The sequence below is a fragment of the Flavobacterium chungbukense genome, from assembly GCF_020805785.1.
In the GTDB taxonomy this organism is placed as follows: domain Bacteria; phylum Bacteroidota; class Bacteroidia; order Flavobacteriales; family Flavobacteriaceae; genus Flavobacterium; species Flavobacterium chungbukense.
Map to the genome: position 1 here is coordinate 839,407 of NZ_JAJGZV010000001.1, position 19,984 is coordinate 859,390.

General features: G+C 33.4%; 14 protein-coding genes. 2 read left to right on the plus strand and 12 right to left on the minus strand.

Translation table 11 applies throughout. The annotated features are described in order from the left end of the window. The first annotated feature begins 55 nt into the window (after positions 1-55). On the plus strand, positions 56-790 hold the full coding sequence (kdsB, locus tag LL966_RS03565; protein ID WP_229350260.1) for a 3-deoxy-manno-octulosonate cytidylyltransferase: 735 nt from the start codon (positions 56-58) through the stop codon (positions 788-790). Positions 791-1,024: 234 nt separating this feature from the next. Here the strand turns inward: kdsB and LL966_RS03570 are convergent, their stop codons facing one another. The 11 genes from LL966_RS03570 to LL966_RS03615 form a co-directional block, all read right to left on the minus strand. After that, complete coding sequence (locus tag LL966_RS03570) at positions 1,025-3,439, minus strand: alpha-ketoacid dehydrogenase subunit alpha/beta (protein WP_229350262.1); 2,415 nt, start codon at positions 3,437-3,439, stop codon at positions 1,025-1,027. Between the two features lie 190 nt (positions 3,440-3,629). Next, the gene (locus LL966_RS03575) at positions 3,630-6,377 is read right to left on the minus strand and encodes a gluzincin family metallopeptidase (protein WP_229350887.1); all 2,748 of its coding nucleotides are present in this window, start codon (positions 6,375-6,377) and stop codon (positions 3,630-3,632) included. Between the two features lie 299 nt (positions 6,378-6,676). Then, positions 6,677-7,405, minus strand: coding sequence for an LOG family protein (locus tag LL966_RS03580; RefSeq protein WP_229350263.1), 729 nt, complete (start codon positions 7,403-7,405; stop codon positions 6,677-6,679). Between the two features lie 27 nt (positions 7,406-7,432). Beyond that, positions 7,433-7,597 (minus strand): hypothetical protein, encoded by a 165-nt coding sequence (locus LL966_RS03585; protein WP_229350265.1) that lies wholly within the window; start codon positions 7,595-7,597, stop codon positions 7,433-7,435. Positions 7,598-7,801: 204 nt separating this feature from the next. After that, positions 7,802-8,107, minus strand: coding sequence for a type II toxin-antitoxin system RelE/ParE family toxin (locus tag LL966_RS22825; protein ID WP_344757935.1), 306 nt, complete (start codon positions 8,105-8,107; stop codon positions 7,802-7,804). An 8-nt stretch (positions 8,108-8,115) separates the two neighbouring features. Continuing rightward, entirely contained in the window at positions 8,116-8,346 is a 231-nt protein-coding gene (locus tag LL966_RS03590) for an addiction module protein (protein WP_229350266.1), read from the minus strand. A gap of 27 nt (positions 8,347-8,373) precedes the next feature. Beyond that, on the minus strand, positions 8,374-11,205 hold the full coding sequence (gene uvrA / locus LL966_RS03595; RefSeq protein ID WP_229350268.1) for an excinuclease ABC subunit UvrA: 2,832 nt from the start codon (positions 11,203-11,205) through the stop codon (positions 8,374-8,376). 131 nt (positions 11,206-11,336) lie between these two features. Next, a complete protein-coding gene (locus LL966_RS03600; protein WP_229350270.1) occupies positions 11,337-12,305 on the minus strand; it encodes a tetratricopeptide repeat protein in 969 nt (322 codons plus the stop codon). A 104-nt stretch (positions 12,306-12,409) separates the two neighbouring features. Continuing rightward, on the minus strand, positions 12,410-14,194 hold the full coding sequence (locus tag LL966_RS03605; RefSeq protein WP_229350272.1) for a chloride channel protein: 1,785 nt from the start codon (positions 14,192-14,194) through the stop codon (positions 12,410-12,412). Positions 14,195-14,269: 75 nt separating this feature from the next. After that, positions 14,270-15,952 (minus strand): gamma-glutamyltransferase, encoded by a 1,683-nt coding sequence (ggt, locus tag LL966_RS03610; protein ID WP_229350274.1) that lies wholly within the window; start codon positions 15,950-15,952, stop codon positions 14,270-14,272. 32 nt (positions 15,953-15,984) lie between these two features. Next, positions 15,985-16,569: an acyl carrier protein phosphodiesterase gene (locus tag LL966_RS03615; RefSeq protein WP_229350276.1), complete on the minus strand. Its 585-nt coding sequence runs from the start codon at positions 16,567-16,569 to the stop codon at positions 15,985-15,987. Positions 16,570-16,774: 205 nt separating this feature from the next. Here LL966_RS03615 and glmM point away from each other — a divergent pair, with 205 nt between their 5' ends. After that, positions 16,775-18,163 (plus strand): phosphoglucosamine mutase, encoded by a 1,389-nt coding sequence (glmM, locus tag LL966_RS03620; protein ID WP_229350278.1) that lies wholly within the window; start codon positions 16,775-16,777, stop codon positions 18,161-18,163. Positions 18,164-18,448: 285 nt separating this feature from the next. Here glmM and LL966_RS03625 read toward each other — a convergent pair whose 3' ends face one another. Further along, positions 18,449-19,933 carry a glycosyl hydrolase gene (locus LL966_RS03625; RefSeq protein ID WP_229350280.1) on the minus strand — a complete coding sequence of 495 codons (1,485 nt, stop codon included), beginning with the start codon at positions 19,931-19,933 and terminating at the stop codon, positions 18,449-18,451. Between the last annotated feature and the right edge of the window lie 51 nt (positions 19,934-19,984).

The window sequence follows — 19,984 nt, forward strand, 5'->3', positions numbered from 1 at the left end:
AGAATAAATTAATAATGAGGATGAGATTGCTTCGTTCCTCGCAATGACATAAAGAATGAAAATAATAGCGGTAATTCCAGCGCGATACGCATCAACACGTTTTCCTGCAAAGCTAATGCAGGATCTAGGAGGAAAAACAGTAATTTTAAGAACTTACGAAGCGGCAGTATCTACAAATTTATTTGACGATGTTTTTGTAGTAACCGATTCAGATTTGATTTTTGATGAAATCGTTTCTAATGGAGGAAAAGCCATTATGAGCATCAAAGAACATGAATCTGGAAGCGACCGAATCGCCGAGGCAATTGCAGACCTAGATGTTGATATTGTAGTAAATGTGCAAGGAGATGAACCTTTTACAGAAGCAGGACCTTTAGCGGATGTTTTATCTGTTTTTAAAAATGATGCAGATAAAAAAATTGATTTAGCTTCGTTAATGCGTGAAATTACAGATGAAGAAGAAATCAATAATCCGAATCATGTAAAAGTGGTGGTAGATCAATCACAGTTTGCGTTGTATTTTTCTCGTTCTGTAATTCCGTATCCAAGAGAAAAAAACGTCGGTGTAAGATATTTTCAGCACATCGGAATTTACGCTTTTAGAAAACAAGCCTTATTAGATTTTCACAGCCTTCCTATGAAGACATTAGAAGCTTCTGAGAAACTGGAGCAGTTACGTTATTTAGAGTTCGGAAAACGCATTAAAATGGTCGAAACAACGCATGTCGGAATTGGAATCGATACGGCTGAAGATTTGGAAAGAGCTAGAGCAATGTTGAAGGATATTTAATTAATTGTTAATTGTTAATTGTTAATTGTTAATTGAATAATTATTATCCATAATCTTGTCATTTCGACGAAGGATAAATCTCCGTAAATAGCTCGACAAAGATTGATTGGCATTGCGGAGTTTCTCGCGGAGATTTCTCCTTCGTCGAAATGACAAAACTGATTGGTTACTTTGGGTAAAAACAAAAAACGCTCCAAATTCTTGGAGCGTTTTTCTTTATCTATAAGATATAAATTACTGATATAAAGCCGGATACTTAGAAGGGTTAACTTCATGCATTATATCGTACACTTTCTCGTAAATATCTTCTGCTGAAGGTTTAGAGAAATAGTCACCATCAGTTCCGTAGGCAGGTCTGTGTGCTTTTGCTGCCAAAGTCTGCGGTTTGCTGTCTAAATATTTATAAGCGTCTTGTTCTTCTAAAATTTGCTGTAAAATGAAAGCAGAAGCCCCGCCTGGAACATCTTCGTCGATTACTAAAAGACGGTTGGTTTTGGCAATACTTTTTACAATATCTTTATTAATGTCAAACGGAAGTAAAGATTGAATGTCAATAACTTCACAATCAATTCCTAAATCTAATAATTCATTTGCTGCCTGCTGAACCAATCTCAAAGTAGATCCGTAAGAAACCAATGTAATATCTTTTCCTTCTTTTAAGGTTTCAACAACTCCAATTGGTGTTTTGAATTCACCAAAATTCAAAGGAGTTTTTTCTTTTAAACGGTATCCGTTCAAACATTCGATAACTAAAGCAGGTTCATCACATTCTAACAAAGTGTTATAAAAACCGGCTGCTTGTGTCATATCTCTAGGAACCAAAACGTGAATTCCGCGAATTGCATTGATAATCATTCCCATTGGAGAACCAGAATGCCAGATACCTTCTAAACGGTGTCCGCGGGTTCTAATGATTAATGGTGCTTTTTGTTTTCCAACCGTTCTATATTGTAATGTCGCTAAATCATCACTCATGATCTGAATTGCGTACAATAAATAATCTAAATACTGAATCTCGGCAATTGGGCGTAAACCTCTCAATGCCATTCCGATTCCTTGACCAATAATAGTCGCTTCACGAATTCCGACATCGGCAACACGAAGTTCACCATATTTTTCCTGCATACCTTCCAAACCTTGATTTACGTCTCCAATGTTTCCAACATCTTCACCGAAAATTAAAGTTTCTGGATATTTTGCAAACAAAGCATCAAAATTATCTCTAAGAATCATTCTTCCGTCTAAATCTGGTTTTGCGTTTTCAGCATATTTAGGAAGTACTTTTTCTACAGAAAAAATGTTTTGAACAGATTCAGAATGAAGATTACTGCTAAACTTTTCCTGAGTGTCTGCTAAGAATTTTGTAATCCAGTTTGATAAAAGAACTTTACTGTTTGGAACTTCAATAAAACGAAGAATCTTTCTAGCATAAACTAATAATTCCTTTTTTAAAGGCGCTTTAATCGATGCTAATTCAGTAATTAATTTTTTGATTCTATCTTTATGATTGATACTTGCTTCAGCAATTTGTTCTAATAAAGCTAGAAGATTTTTTTGCTCCTCAATAATTGGATTGATGAATGAATTCCAAGCCTCTTTTTTAGCTTCTAAAACTTCTTTCTTTAATTGAAAATCTAGTTCTGCTAATTCTTCTGGAGAAGCAATATTAATTGCAATCATCCATAGACGCATTTGACGAATACAATCGAAATCTTTTTCCCAAGCCAGTCTTTCTGCACTTTTGTAACGTTCGTGAGAACCAGAAGTAGAGTGGCCTTGAGGTTGTGTTAATTCGTTTACGTGAATTAAAACGGGTATGTGTTCTGTACGTGCAATTGCTCCGGCTCTTTCGTAAGTCGAAACCAATTCGGCATAATCCCAGCCTTTTACTCTAAAGATTTCATAACCTTTAGCATCTTCGTCACGTTGATATCCTTTTAAAATTTCAGAAATATTTTCTTTAGTAGTCTGATGTTTAGCGTGAACAGAAATTCCGTACTCATCATCCCAAACACTCATAACCATTGGCACTTGTAAAACTCCTGCAGCGTTTATAGTTTCAAAAAACAAACCTTCAGAAGTACTTGCGTTACCAATTGTTCCCCAAGCTACTTCATTTCCATCAACAGAAAATTTATCTTTGATTGTAATTCCGTCAACGTTTCTATAAATTTTAGAAGCTTGAGCTAATCCCAATAATCTTGGCATTTGTCCTGCAGTTGGAGATATATCTGAACTTGAATTTTTTTGTTTTGTTAAGTCTTTCCAAGAACCGTCTTCATTTAAACTGTGGGTTACAAAGTGTCCGCCCATTTGTCTTCCCGCAGACATCGGATCGAAAGCTAAATCGGTATGACCATATAAACCTGCAAAAAATTGTTTTGCATTTAACTCGCCAATAGCCATCATAAAAGTTTGATCGCGATAGTATCCAGAACGGAAATCCCCATTTTTAAAAGCTTTGGCCATTGCCAATTGCGGAACTTCTTTTCCGTCACCAAAAATTCCAAATTTAGCTTTTCCTGTTAATACTTCTTTTCGACCTAAAAGACTACATTCACGGCTGGTTACAGCTATTCTATAGTCATTCAATACCTCAGTTTTGAAATCTTCAAATGTCAGTGTAGTATTGTTTTTTTCTTTTATCATAATCTTGTAGGGTCATGTTATTATGTCGCGAAATTACTTAAAAACAATCAATAATCATAATTCTTTGAACTAAATATAATTTAATTATTTGTATTCAAAATCAAAAAACTACGTATTTTATTTATGTTATTTTCATGTAAAATTTTATTTTGTTGATAATTTCGCAAGTTTTTGTTTAATTTTTATTTGATTAAAACCATTTTCGGGTAAAAAGAGTAACTAATGTTTTTGGTGAGAAAGTGATTATAAATCGTATTTTTTCATTGTATTTCGTTTGCGTTATTTCCCATCCATTATTAGAATAAACAGGAAAATAAAGTTCAAAGTAGTCAGGAACCAAGTTTAAACGTACTCCAGTATCGTAAGCAAAAAACTCACTTTGATGTTTATTTTTCATAAAACCAATATCACCGTAAAGCTCTACCCAGTTCCAAACAGCGTAGCTTGCATTCAAAGTTGTCATCCATTGATTTGCGTAAGAGGGCTGCAATTGCGATTTAAAACCGCCTTCTGCAATGACATACTGTTGGCTAAAAAAACCAGTGCTTTCGGATCTTCCGAAGAGATTATAATCAAATAAATAATCTGTAGGACGGTCTAATCCAAAACTAAAATAATCTGAGTTTGTTGTATTATACATGAAAGTTCCTGCAAACAATCTCAAATTTAGTTTTTTGTTATTCTGAAATAATCTTCTGTATTCTATTTCCCCAGATACTTTTCCAAAATCTCCAGCAAATTGCACATCGGTCATAAAACTAAAATGATTAATCAATTCTGTTTTTGTATTGGAATATCGAGCATTAAAAATAGAATAATTTGGTTTTGAATTATCTGTTATGTAATCGCTCGCTTCACGATTTACAATTATCTGACGCGCCATTATAAGCTGTTTTCTGTTGTCTCTAAAATCTTTTTCGCGAATGCGGAATTGCACCATCGGATTCAATCTTAAATAAGTTGCATCTGGAGCATAGTGAAAGTAGTTTTGACTTAAAGAATAACGCACATTAAACAAAGTGCTGTTTCGGTAATACTGATTCCAAGAAAATGCTGATGATCCCGATAGACTTCCTGTTTTAGAAGAAAAAGCAGGATTAATATCAAAATTAAATGGTTTGTCTAAAATGGTTTTATTATGAAATCGTATTCCTGGAGTTAGTCCATCATAATAATTATAATAGATAGTTGGTATATACAAAATCTGATTGTAATTTGGATCTTCTAAATCTTTAGCAAAATTAAATTTAATTGGACGATTCAAAGTAAGATGTTTCAAAGATTTCCAGTTATTTCTTTGATTGTATTCTGGAACTTCATTATCCAAATTTATGACAATTTTGTCGGCGTTTTTTCTTGCGAATTCATAAACCGAATCTTTATTTTTTGGTTCTATCCATTCTTTAAATACAACCTGATTTTTTTTAGTTCCGTATACCGGAATAGGTGCGTAGTTACCAGTTTTATTTTTGATTGAAAACGACACACTATCTGCAGATCTAGAAACATGATTAAATTTATAATCAATTATATCTCTCGAATCTATGACTGTTTTAAAAAACCAATCGATATCTTTTTGACTTTTTTTAGTTAGAATTTTTTCAAAGTCATATCGATTAGATTGTGCAATTTTGTTGAGGTTATAAAACTCTTTTATACTTTCTGGAACAATGTTGTGATTCAGATAATCATCTAAATAACTCAAACTTAAACCCGCTCGGTATTTGCTCGCAATCTGTTCGTTAAATTTAATCAGCGTATTTTTAGGATCTCCCAATGGCTGATCTAGATTTTTACGTGCCATTAACATATAATAATAGCTATACTGCTCATTAAAAGTCAGATTAGTGATATTATAGCTACTGAATAATTTCATGTTAGAAAGTCTTCCAAGCATTTTTTGATCTTGGTGATGTTCTTCCATATATTGCATCATGGCATAAATCTGGATTGCATCATAAACCCAGTTGTCTTTTCTTGGGTCCAATCGGAGACTATTCTTTAGATAATTATTTAAAAACGTTTTTAAAAACTGAATTTCAAATATAAAATCATCTGAAAACGGACTAATAAAGGAAGGCAGTTGATTCAATCCGTAAAATGGATTTCGTTCATAATCCGCCTGTGAAACCGTGATTTTATCATTAGGATATTCGCCAATAAAACCTTCCATAAACGAAACAACCCTATCGACAATAACAGCCTTTTGAATTTCGTTTATTTTTTTACTTTTTAAATCTGTTGAAACTTCAATTAGACCATTATCGTAAGTTCTAAAGCTATTTTGTCTTTGAATGTAAAGACTAAAATCTGAGCGATTTTTGCCTGAAAATGAATAGACAGTATAATCGGGATTACTTACATCTTTAGAAATCGAATTTAAATCTGTCGCAATAAAATATTGATTTGGAATTTTAATAGCAACTTCATAATCGGTTACTGCATTTGCAATATCATCTAAATTGAAATTGTTGTATTTAATAAAATCATGATTTTCATAACGCGCAGGACTTACAAACCAATTCTTTAAGGCCATTCCGCCATTTTGATCAAAACCGAAATGAGTAAATTTATCGTTTGGAATTTTAGCGATATACGTAAGATGCAAATCGACTTTTTCGTTTGGAGCAATTTTTCGGTTCAACCGAACAATGATAAAATCTGGATTTTTCTCTGTTCTTTCCCATTCCAAAGCGGTAGCATTGTCATCTGTAAGACTTAAGATGGTAGTTTTTCCTCTGTCTGCAGCTTTTGCTAAATGAAATCCTCTATAGAATTCATCTGAAAAACGTCTTGCTAAAGGTGTGTTTTTGTCCACAAACGCATTATTCCAATCATTAAGAACAATTGAATCGAGAGAATCATTTGAAGTATTGTAGAAAGTAAGATCCTGTTTTATATTCAGAGTTTTAAGCTCAAGATTTACCGCCACTTCCATCTTAGATTGATGTTGTGCTGAAAGTTTTATTGAGAAGAATAAAACTAAAATGGCGTAAATAATTTTATAAAGTGCTTTCAAATACGGGCTTAAAAATAATCAGATATACTTAAGTTACGAACATATTGTGACTTCGGATTTTTGTAAAAATAAGATAAAAAAAGCTGTTTAAAAAAACAGCTTTCAATTTTTGCGTATTTGCAATATAATTTAACCATATAAGTGATATAAGTGTATTTAAGCGCAGGGCATAAAGCGATCATTTTAAATGAATTTATATCACTTACATGTTTTAAAAATTAGAAATTCGGACTTAAATCGTATTTTTTATAGAATTTATCCAAAACGTCTACAACTTCATCTTCGGTGTCTACAATTTTAAATAAGTTCAAATCTTCTGGACTAACAGTGTGCATTTTTTCTACCAAAACTGTTTTAACCCATTCGATCAGACCAGACCAGAATTCAACTCCAACTAGGATAATTGGAAATTTTCCAATTTTCTTAGTTTGAATCAAAGTTATTGCTTCAAACATTTCGTCCAAAGTTCCAAAACCACCTGGCATTACCACAAAACCTTGCGAATATTTTACGAACATTACTTTTCTCACAAAGAAATAATCGAAATTCAGGTTTTTATCGTGATCAATATAAGGGTTAAAATGCTGTTCAAAAGGCAATTCGATATTTAAACCAACCGAAGTTCCGCCTCCTAAATGCGCGCCTTTATTTCCAGCTTCCATAATTCCGGGACCACCTCCTGTAATCACTCCGTAACCTGCTTTACTGATTTTATAAGCAATTTTTTCAGCCAATTGATAATATTTGTCTTCAGGTTTTGTTCTTGCAGAACCAAAAATAGAAACACACGGACCAATACGTCCCATTGCTTCGTAACCGTTTACAAACTCAGACATAATTTTAAAAATTGCCCAGCTGTCATTGGTTCTAATTTCATTCCACGTTTTTTGTTTCAAACGGTCCTGAATTACTTTATCTTCATCATTATCAAAATCTTCTAATCTCATTTTAGGTATTTTAATTTATTATTTTATTTATGTTTTTGTCCCTGTAATTGTCATCCTGAGCGTAGTCGAAGGATTTGGAGCTATTTCCTGCTGTCCGCTATATTCCCGATAAACAAAAACTACGGCTAAAAAGCCTTGTTTTTCTAAATCGGGAGATGCCGCTCCCATCAGGGCTAGGGCAGTTGGTTTCAAATAAACAATTGGTTTAATTGAAAGATTTCTCTTTTAAAACTTTGAATTTTTCAGAAAAAGCGGACACTAAATTAACACTTTTTTCTAGAATTGTTACAGAAAAGGGGAATTATAATCTAAAAGTAATGTTTGGATAAATGAACATAGTTTGAGTTTGGTTCATTATCAGATGATTATGTTTTTGAATTTTTAATAAAATGTTCGTTATCTTTTAGTCCTTGAGTTCCAAATTTCAGGAGTTCTACTTGTATGAAAGATTGAGAAAATTTCTACCAAATTTAATTCTTCATTAACTGAATAATGAATCATAAATGGAAATTTTTTGACAATCATGCAACGGATATTTTCATAACGAATATTGCAAATATGCGGATGATTTTTTAATGAATTAATTTGAGTTTTTACCTGTTTATGAAAACGAAGTCCTAAATTTTCTAATTGGTAATTATACCATTTAACTATTTGTGTCAGATCATTTAAAGCGTCCTGATCTATTTTGATATTGTACATCCAAACAACTATTGAATTGGTAAATCAGAAACATCATCCCAATCAAGCATTCTTTCAGGAGAATTTTTGCTTTTTTCAATTCTATTTAAAACTATTTTTTGATGTTCCTCAGGAATTTCAATATTATCATCTTTCCAAATCTCTTCATTTAGTTTCAATTTTTCGGCAGGTGATAATTGTTTTACAACTTTCATCAATTCTTTAAAATCTAAATCTACTTTCAAACTTAAACTGTTCATAAAATAATATTTATAAAAAATTAGATACTAATTTAGTTCTTTTTTCAAAAACTTAGCCGTATAACTTTTTTTATTTTCGGCTACTTGCTCAGGAGTTCCTTTTGCGATTAATTGCCCGCCGCCTTTACCGCCTTCTGGGCCAATATCAATAATATAATCGGCAAGTTTGATGACGTCCATATTATGTTCAATTACCAGAATTGTATTTCCTTTATCAACCAATTTGTTAATTACTTCCATCAAAACGCGAATGTCTTCAAAATGCAATCCTGTTGTTGGTTCGTCTAGTATATAAAAAGTATTTCCAGTATCTTTTTTAGATAATTCTCCCGCTAGTTTAATACGCTGTGCTTCACCACCAGAAAGCGTTGTGCTTTGCTGACCAAGTGTGATATATCCTAAACCAACATCTTGAATTGTTTTGATTTTTCTGTAAATCTTCGGAATATTTTCAAAGAAAGGTACCGCTTCATCAACCGTCATATCCAAAACATCCGAAATTGATTTTCCTTTGTATCTAATTTCTAAAGTTTCTCTGTTGAAACGTTTTCCTTGACAAGTTTCGCATTCAACATAAACATCAGGTAAAAAGTTCATTTCGATTGTTCTAACACCAGAACCTTCACAAGTTTCGCATCTTCCGCCTTTTACGTTAAAACTAAAACGACCTGCTTTATAACCACGAATCATACTTTCGGAAGTCATTGTAAACAGATTTCTAATTTCTGTAAAAACTTCTGTATAAGTCGCTGGATTTGAGCGAGGTGTTCTTCCAATCGGACTTTGGTCAATATCGATTACTTTGTCAATATGTTCTAAACCTTCAATTTTTTTATAAGGCTGTGGTTTTTTGACACCGTTAAAATAATAGGCATTTAATATTGGGTAAAGCGTTTCGTTAATTAATGTTGATTTTCCACTTCCTGAAACTCCCGTAACGCAAGTTAACTGTCCTAACGGAACTTCAATAGAAACATTTTTTAAGTTATTTCCCGTTGCGCCACTCAGTTTTAAGAATTTGCCGTTTCCTTTTCTACGTTTTTTCGGAATCTCCAACTTCATTTTACCATTCAAATATTGAGCGGTAATTGTATCCGATTTTAAGGTTTCTGCAGGGGTTCCAATACTGATAATTTCGCCACCATATTTTCCAGCTTTTGGACCAATATCAATCACATAATCAGCAGTTTCGATCATGTCTTTGTCATGTTCAACCACAATTACCGAGTTTCCAATATCACGTAATTGTTCCAGAGATTTAATTAATTTTTCGTTATCTCTTTGGTGCAAACCAATACTTGGCTCATCCAAAATATATAAAACTCCAACTAGTTGAGAACCAATTTGTGTTGCTAAACGAATACGTTGCGCTTCTCCACCAGAAAGCGATTTTGAACTTCGGCTTAAAGCCAAATAATTCAAACCAACATTCATTAAAAAGTTCAAACGGTCTTTGATTTCTTTTACAACTTCAGAAGCAATTAAAAGCTGTTTGTCAGTCAAATGACTATTTAAATCTTGAAACCAAGCTGTTAAATCGGAAATATCCATATCACACAATTCGGTGATATTTTTTCCATTTACTCTAAAAAACTGTGCTTCTTTTTTCAAACGAGAGCCTTCGCAAACAGGACAGTCAATTTCATCCATGAAATCTTTTGCCCAACGTTTTATACTTGTTGTAGCACTTTCGTCGTATTGGTTTTTGATGAAATTAGAAATTCCCTCAAAATCAATTTTATATTCTCTGGTTACACCAAGATCTTTAGAATTGATAGAAAATTTATCTTTTCCGCCATATAAAATCATGGTCATGGCTTCTTCTGGAATTTTCTCAATCGGATCGGTTATTTTAAAACCAAACTTTTCTCCAATTGTTTCCAATTGTTTAAAAATCCAAGATGATTTATATTCGCCAAGCGGAGCAAATCCACCGCTTTTAATCGATAATTTCGGATTTGGAATAATTTTCTTTGTGTTTATTTCATGCACAGTTCCCAATCCATTGCAATGCGGGCAGGCACCTTTTGGAGAGTTAAAAGAGAATAAATTCGGCTCTGGATTTTGGTATGAAATTCCAGTTGTTGGGCACATTAAATTTCTACTGAAATAACGTACTTCATTCGAATCCTGATCTAAAATCATTAAAACATCTTCACCATGATGCATCGCTGTATTAATGCTTTCTGATAATCTTTTTTGTGTATCAGGATTGTCTTCAATAACCATTCTGTCAACAACAATTTCAATATCGTGTGTTTTATAACGGTCTAATTTCATTCCAGAAACTAAATCCTGAACTTCTCCATTTACACGTACTTTTAGAAATCCCTGTTTGGTAATTTGTTGAAAAAGTTCAGCATAATGTCCTTTTCTAGCTTTAATAACGGGAGCCAGAATATTGATTCGCTTTCCGTTATAATCCTGAATAATCAAATCTTTAATTTGTTCATCAGAATAAGAAACCATTTTTTCGCCGGTATTATAACTGTAAGCGTCTGCACCACGAGCATACAAAAGTCTTAAGAAGTCATAAATCTCAGTTATAGTTCCTACAGTTGAACGTGGACTTTTACTGGTTGTTTTTTGTTCAATTGCAATAACTGGCGATAATCCGTCAATTTTATCTACATCAGGACGTTCTAATCCGCCTAAAAATTGTCTGGCATAAGCCGAAAAAGTTTCAACATAACGACGCTGGCCTTCAGCATAAATAGTGTCAAATGCCAAAGAAGATTTCCCCGAACCTGATAAACCGGTAATAACTACCAATTTTTCACGCGGAATAGAAATGTCTATATTTTTAAGGTTATGAACTCTTGCACCAAGAACTTCAATAGTATTGTCTTTTTCTAACATAATTTTGAGCAAAACGCAAAGTTACCACTTTGATTTGTTCTTTTTGTGCTCGATAGCAAAACTTTATGTTACAAATAGTAACAAAAAACACCGATCAGAATCGGTGTTTTTCAATTTTAAATTTTTTCAAACTATTTGGAACTAATATTATTCTCTGCTAATATTTTTTCAAAATCGGCTTCTTTGCCGTTTTTCTTCATTTCGGCATAAATCATTCTAATTATTTTTTCGGCATCTGTTCTATAAGGAGATTTTTGTGCAATATACATGTTGTACGCCTTACACATATTGTCTAAACCTTTTTCTTGGTTGTTTAAATGTAGAGCATACATTTGACCAATTCCATAATAAACTTCAGGATTGTTTGGTTCAATTTCAGCCAGTTTTTCGTATGTTTTTACAGCTTTATTATATTCTTTTTTATAAGAGTATACAACAGCGATATTTTGTAGTGGCATTAATCCGTTTGGATCAATTTTTAAGGATTTTTCGTAAGCTTCAATTGCTTCTTCGTATTTTTCTAATCTTCTGTAGCAGATTCCCATATTATCATAAGCAAAGGCGAAATTAGGGTCAATTTTTACAGCTTTTTTATAATATTCAATAGCACCTTTATAGTTTTGTTTTTCTGATTCATCAATTCCCCGCTGATAATTTTCTAAAGCTTTTTCATTTTGTGAAACAGAATTTTTATTCACTTTATCGTTTGTTGCAATTTTTCTTTTCAAGGAACTGCAATTGGCCATTAAATAACGCTCAATTTTATAATAAGAATCTTTAAAATCTTTAGAATCTGGATTAAAATTCATCGTAACATCGATATTCTTTTTTCCTTGAGCATCAGTCGTTGCTTTAGACATATCAAGATTGGCTAATTTTTCGCCTATTTGGTAGGCGCCAACTTTTTCGCTAATACACGAATGAATATCGGCAGTTATAGAATCTTTAACTCTATCTAGAGTAGGTATAGAATCTATACATTTACAAGCACCGTCTGAGATTTCTTTTAGTAATTCTTCAGCATTAACTTTTGCTGTTTCTTGAGATTTAGCATTTTGAAATCCAGCAATTAGGAAAACAAGGATTAAATAGTTTTTCATCTATAAAATTGGTTTTTGGTTTATCGTTTTTGGGATGATAATAGTAAACCAAATATAGTATTTTTTGTATGAATATATCTATTAATCATACAAGGTTGAAAAAATTATTCAATCGTCATCGAACGAAGTTTTGTTCGATAAGCTTCAAGCGCAATTGACTTAGAAATAAAGCCGTGATATTTACCATCTCTCAATACAGGAAGAAAGGCCGATTTTGACATTTCAAATTTCTTCATCACAATTTCCATACTGTCTAGAGAAGAAATTGTTGCCAATGGTGCTTTCATCACATCTTTAATATGAGTATATTTTACACGATAAGAATTAAAAATGATTTCGCGGATATCGTTAAAATGAACAACACCGACTAAATCTTTATCGTTGTTAACAACTGCAAAAACTACTTGATTGGAGTGAGAAATCAGATCTACCAATTTGCTCAAATTTTCCTCAGGATGGACAGTTAAATAATCGCACTGAATAATACTATCTATGTCCAGAGTCGATAGAATATTAGAATCTTTATTGCTAGTAAAGGCGTGTCCTTTTTTAGCTAATCCTTTTACGTCAAGCGAATATTTTTCGTAACGTTTTGAAATCGCAAAACTGATTGAAGAAACAATCATAAGCGGAATCATTAGTCCGTAACCACCTGTAATTTCTGCGATTAAGAATATTGCAGTTAATGGTGCATGAAATAAACCACTTAGAATCCCTGCCATTCCTACCATTGTAAAATTGGTGATAGGAAGTTTGGATAAACCAATTAATGTTACAAGTTTAGAAAAGAAATATCCTAAATACGATCCTAGGAATAGAGAAGGAGCAAAGTTTCCTCCATTTCCGCCGCTTCCTATTGTTAAACCTGAGGCAAAAACTTTAACCATCATTGTAGCGCCAACAAAAAGCAGTAAAACCCATTGGTTATTTCTAAAATCGGCAAATAAAGTATTATCTAGTAATTTTCCAGGATCGGTTTCAGACAAAGTTCGAATGCTCTCATAACCTTCACCAAATAAGGTTGGGAAAATAAAAATTAACAATGCTAAAAGCGACGAACCAATTAATGCTTTTTTGTACGGATTGATCTGCTGTTTACTGAAATAATGTTCAACTCTCTGGAAATTTCTAGAATAATAAATGGCTGTAAGTCCAGTAAGAACGCCTAATATTACATAAAACGGAATATTATGATAATCGAAAGTTTCTTGTTTTTTAAAACTCAAAAGAATACTTTCATCTAAAACAATGGCAGAGACTAATGCACCGGTTGCTGCAGAAATCATAATGGGTGTAAAAGCAGCAATACTGACATCTACCAATAATACTTCGATAGCAAAAAGAACTCCGGCAATAGGAGCGTTAAAAGCTGCCGCAATTCCAGCTGCAACACCGCATCCAATTAGTAAAGTACGGTCTTTATACTGCATTTTATAATTCTGAGCATAATTGGAACCAAATGCAGCTCCTGTAATTACGATGGGGCTTTCTAAACCAGCAGAACCACCTAAACCAACCGTTAACGAGCTCGTAACAATTTGCGCATACATTTGCTTTCGCGGAATAATACTTGCTTTTTTGGCTACAGCATAAAGTATTTGTGAAGTTCCTTTTTGAATGCTTCCGTTAAGGACTTTTTTAACTACAAAAACCGTCAGTAAAATACCAATTATTGGAAGTATACTGTTAATGAAACTCAATTTTAGAATTCCGTTAATGTAAGTAGCAAAAGAAAAAACGCTGTGTGCGAACGTTTTAAGAATGATTACGGCAAACGAACACGATATTCCAATTAAAACGCTTGACAGAAAAAGGAACTGCTTTGGAGTCATTAAGGATTGAGCCAAAGCAATGATGCTTTCTAGTCTTCTGAAATATTTTTTTAGCATTCGGTTTTAAAATTATAGGTCTTACAAAATTAAGCTATAATCTTAGATAAAAAAATAAAAACAGATAAGGATTTATTAAAAACCAATAGCAGCGTCATCACCTCTAAAATCGGCTCCGCCTTCTAATTTATTGTCAGGTAAAACCAAAATGGCATCTACTTTTCCAATAATTGGAGTTGGTTTTTCATTAATTAAATAATTTTTGGCTTTAAGCTTGTTGATGGTTTTAGTTTCAAAAGTATTTGGTTCGAAAGTAATTAAATCTGGCAGCCATTGATGATGAAAACGCGGTGCATTTACAGCTTCCTGCATGCTCAAATTGTATTCGTAAACATTTAAGATTGTCTGCAAAACCGAAGTTATAATAGTTGATCCGCCCGGAGTCCCAACTACCATAAATAGTTTTCCGTTTTTCTCTACAATTGTAGGTGTCATGGAACTTAACATACGTTTTTGCGGTGCAATGCTATTGGCTTCATTTCCTACTAAACCAAACATATTTGGAGAACCTGGTTTAGCGCTAAAATCGTCCATTTCGTTATTTAAAAAGAAACCTAATTCATCGCAATAATATTTAGAACCATAACCGTCATTTAAAGTTGTAGTTGCCGCAATCGCATTTCCAAATTGATCTACAATAGAATAATGGGTCGTTTCTGTACTTTCTGCATAATTAACTTTTCCTTCTTTAATTTCAGAAGATAAAGTTGCTTTTTCAGGATTGAAACTTGCCATTCGATCACGTAAATATTTTTCATCCATTAATTCTTTCAACGGAATTTTTACAAAATCAGGATCTCCTAAAAAATAACTTCTATCGGCATAGGCTCTTCGTTCTGCCTCAACAATAACTTGAATGGCTTCGTCTGAATTGTGTCCCATTTTTGCTAAATCATAAGGTTCTAGCATTTTTAGAATTTGAGCTAAACAGATTCCGCCACTGCTTGGGGGCGACATCGAAGTGATTTTTAAATCTTTATAAGTAAATTGAAGCGGTTTTCTCCATTTTGCCTCATATTTGGCTAAATCTTGCAGCGTAATAATTCCACCCTTTGATCTAAGATAGTTGACTAGAATCTTAGCAGTTTCACCTTTGTAGAATTCATTTCTTCCTTTTTTCTGAATTCTTTTTAAAGTTTTAGCAAGAGCAGGATATTTTATAGTGTCATTTTCTTTGAAAATTTTTGATGCGGGAGAATTTTCTCCGTTTATTTTTACAATTTTATCATGATAATCGTTTAAGCTTTTTTCTTGCTTTTTGGTTACGACAACACCTCTTTCAGCTAAAGCAATTACGGGCTCAAGAATTTTCGCGATTGGCATTGTTCCGTACTTTTTATGAACAGCAAAAACGCCAGCAATAGTTCCAGGAACACCAATTGCAAGTGCAGTTTCAGTACTTTTGCCTTTTATAACATTTCCCTCGCTGTCCAAAAACATATCTTTTGTAGCGGCTAAAGGCGCTTTTTCTCTATAATCTAAAGATCCGACTTCGCCGTTTGCTTTTCTATACACCATAAATCCTCCTCCGCCAATGTTTCCAGCAAACGGAAAAGCAACTGCCAATGCCAATTCAGTTCCTACCATGGCATCAAAAGCATTTCCGCCTTTTTTCATAATATCGGCTCCAATTTTTGATGCTTCCTCGCGTGCAGAAACCACCATTGCTTTTGTGACAACCAATCCTGTTGGATTTTTTTGCTGTGCAGTACTATGTGTCAGATATAAAAGTGCTACTAAAAGCGTAATTTTTTTCATAAGTAAATAAGGTTTAATAGAGAAAACAGCGATTAAAGTGAGAGTAATTTTACTTTAGCGTGTCTCTTCATTTCTTCAAAGAAGGAGGTAAATTCTTCTTCAAATTCGTCATAAAACTCCTTTAATTCTTCTACTGCATACTGCATTTGAGAAATATTTTTTGACCTTCGATCCATTTGAGTCAGAATTTGATGAATTCCATCAACCGTTCGGTAACTTAAAAGCCAGTTTCTTTCAATCATATAAGGCATTAAACCTTGCGTTTTTTCTGTTAGAATATCGTAATTGTCATGTAAAGAATGGTAAAATCGGCTGATGAAACTTTCTAATTGTTCATCAGAATAATTACTCCAGTTTTTAGCTAAAAAATGATCGTATACAATATCCACAATCACGCCAGCATAGTGATGATATCTATCATGAAGACGTTTTGTGCTTTTTCTAAAAATATCGTGAGAATCAGTGTAAGTATCAATAAAGCGGTGCAGCAAGATTCCTTTTTGCACATCGAGTGGAAAATGATCAAATTGTTTTCCGCGAATTCCATCTGCCATAAAATTCCCGATTTTGATCAAATCATTTTCTCCAGAAAGGTATATATGGGCTAAGAAATTCATTTTTATTAAAGTTTCTGAGAGACTTAGTGGCTAAGTTTCGGAGTTATTTAGTAAATGTATAAAAACTTTTTTAAATCGTTTTGTTATAAAAACAACTCCTTGAAAGTGGTTTCTTATAAGTTAAATTTAAAATCTTAGAAACTTAGCACCTTAGTTACTCGGTAACTTTTTTATATTTGTAAAAAAATAACCCTAACTCACAAAAATGACGCTAATAAAATCTATTTCTGGAATCCGTGGAACGATCGGAGGAAAAGTAGGAGATAATCTGACTCCTGTTGATGCGGTGAAATTTGCATCAGCGTATGGAACTTTCTTGAAAAATAATGCTAATAAAGATAAATTAAAGGTTGTAATTGGTCGTGATGCCAGAATTTCAGGACCGATGATTCATAACTTGGTTGTAAACACTTTGGTCGGATTAGGAATTGATGTTATCGATCTTGGACTTTCTACAACACCAACTGTTGAGGTTGCCGTTCCTTTGGAACAAGCAGACGGCGGAATTATTTTAACAGCATCTCATAATCCAAAACAATGGAATGCTTTAAAATTATTAAATGAAAAAGGAGAATTTTTGAGCGGTGCTGATGGAACTAAAATTCTTGAAATTGCCGAAGCTGAAGCTTTCGATTTTTCGGATGTTGACAGTTTAGGAAAAGTTACGGTAAACGACGCTTACATGGATATTCATATCGATGAAGTTTTATGTCTTCCATTGGTTGATGTTCAGGCTGTAAAAGACGCTAAATTTAAGGTTGTTGTTGATGGAGTAAATTCGTCAGGCGGTATCATTATTCCAAAATTACTTGAAATAATGGGAGTAGAAGTAGTAAAATTATATTGCGAACCAAACGGACATTTTCCTCACAATCCAGAACCTTTAAAAGAGCATTTAACTGATATTTCTGAATTGGTTGTAAAAGAAAAAGCGCATTTAGGTATCGTAGTTGATCCAGACGTTGACCGTTTGGCTTTTATTAGCGAAGATGGCGAAATGTTTGGTGAAGAATATACTTTGGTGGCTTGCGCAGATTATGTTTTGAGTAAAACGCCTGGAAATACGGTTTCTAATATGTCATCTTCTCGTGCTTTAAGAGATGTTACTAAAACTCACGGTGGCAGCTATGAAGCTAGCGCAGTAGGAGAGGTGAATGTGGTAGAATTAATGAAAAAGAATAATGCCATTATCGGTGGTGAAGGTAACGGAGGAATTATCTACCCTGAATTGCATTACGGAAGAGACAGCTTGGTTGGAGTTGCTTTATTTTTAACGCATTTAGCGAATAAAAAAATGTCGGTTTCTGCTTTGAGAGCTTCTTACCCAGAATATTACATGAGTAAAAATAAAATTGAATTAACACCACAAATTGATGTTGATGCAATTTTAACTCAAATGACTGAGAAATATAAAAATGAAGACATTACGACAATCGACGGTGTGAAAATTGATTTTGCTACAGAATGGGTTCATTTAAGAAAATCAAATACAGAACCAATTATTCGTATTTATACAGAAGCGCCTTCACAAGATGCAGCTGATAAATTAGCACTTAGAATTATTGATGAAATTAAAGTAATTGCAGGAATCTAATAGTTGCTGTTCTTAAATAAAGAAAGCCTCTTTTGAAATTTTCGAAAGAGGCTTTTTCTATTAAAGATAATTCATTCCGTAGGAATGTCTCGTCGGTGGAAAAAAAAGTGAGTTACATGGCATTACGTTCCGTAGGAACGTTTGAGTAACATGTTGCTATAATATTTCCAAACAAAAACAAACAAACAAACAAACAAGTGTCCCTACGGGACACGATGAAAAGAACGCAAGATGCTTTTTACCGACGAGATATTCCTACGGAATATTTAAAACAAGACAATATCTTTAATTTTTAATGATCTTAATTGACTTTTTGATATTGCCGTAAGAAGCATTTACGATATAAACTCCTTTTGCCAATTTTTCTCCAATTTTAATATCTTCATTTGTAGAAAAATCAGAAGATGAGAAACAAATAGCTCCTTTCATATCGATGATTTTAATGGTTAAAGGTTCTGTTATACTTGATTTTACATGTAAGGTCGATTGATTTTTTACAGGATTTGGATAAATAGTAAAACTGTCTTTTTCTAAAACATCATCTTTCACACCAAGATTAGCGGCAGCAACATCAATGTAATTAAAATTGAAATCGTTTGATTTGAATTTAATCTTAAGATAAACTTCGCCTTTTGGCAAGGTAACTCCATTTACAACTTTATTAGCATATGTCTGCCAATCTCCCGTTGCAGGAAATACTTCGTCTGTTTTTACCACAACATCGTTTACGAGAACATCAAATTTTCCTTCAAGAACTGGAGAGGCAACTCTGAACGTTAAGTTGTAAGTTCCAGCATCGGCCACATTTAGCATAAATTCATTCCAATCGCCTTCGTTTATATAACAAACATTCTGGCCTGTATTAGAGTCTGTAGTTGCTTGTAAGCCAGTTCCTTTTCGTCTATAATGTTTATTGGCAACAACGCGGCCGGGAACACTTATTTTTTTTGTTGTGTAAGGAACATTAATATATTCCGTTCCGATTGGTCTTAAAACACCGCTTGTAGAACTTAATAATTGTCCTTCTAACATATCGGTCCAAGTCGGATTTACTCTTCCAGAAAACCAAGAATAGCGAAAGATATCAGGATCGTTTTCAAAATTGGTTAGAATATCTTTCATAAAAGCAGTTTTGTCTGCAGCACTTTGAATAACTCTATTGGCAAATTCCGTAATCCAAAGTGGTCTATTGAATTTTTTCAGAAGGCTGGTAACGCCAATTACAGAACCTGCCGTAGCATCATAAGTATGAAAAGCAATGTAATCAACCTTACAGTTCGGGCACAACTGAAAAAACTGTGTATGCCAAACTATCGGATCCGAAATTCCTCCATAATTACTTGGACCATTGTAAGCGGGAGATGCACTGATTATTTCCAGATTTTTTGCGGCAGCGATTTTTTCGATATTTGCCCAAGCATTGACAGCTTCCTGCGGTGTTAATCTTGCGCCATCGTTAAAATTAGGTTCGTTAAAAGCAAGTAAATATTTTGCTCCAGGTTTAATTTTATTAATGAATGCTTGAACTTCTGAATCATTGATTTTTCCCCATGCCATAGGAACAAATTCAACACCCAGAGATTCGTAGTCTGCATTGACAGCGGCTTCTGGTTCTGGCGACCAATTGTACCACCAAGAAAGTCCTGGTTTTAAAGCCAAAATATCTGCTTTAGAATGTGCTCCATAAGCAATACCTCTTTTCGGACTTTGAGCGGAAATCGCAGAAAACAGAAATAATAGCAAAACTGTAAAAAGTAATTTTTTGATCATGGTTAATGATTTTTTTGGTTTTTTTTAGATACTTAGAGAATATCAAATTTA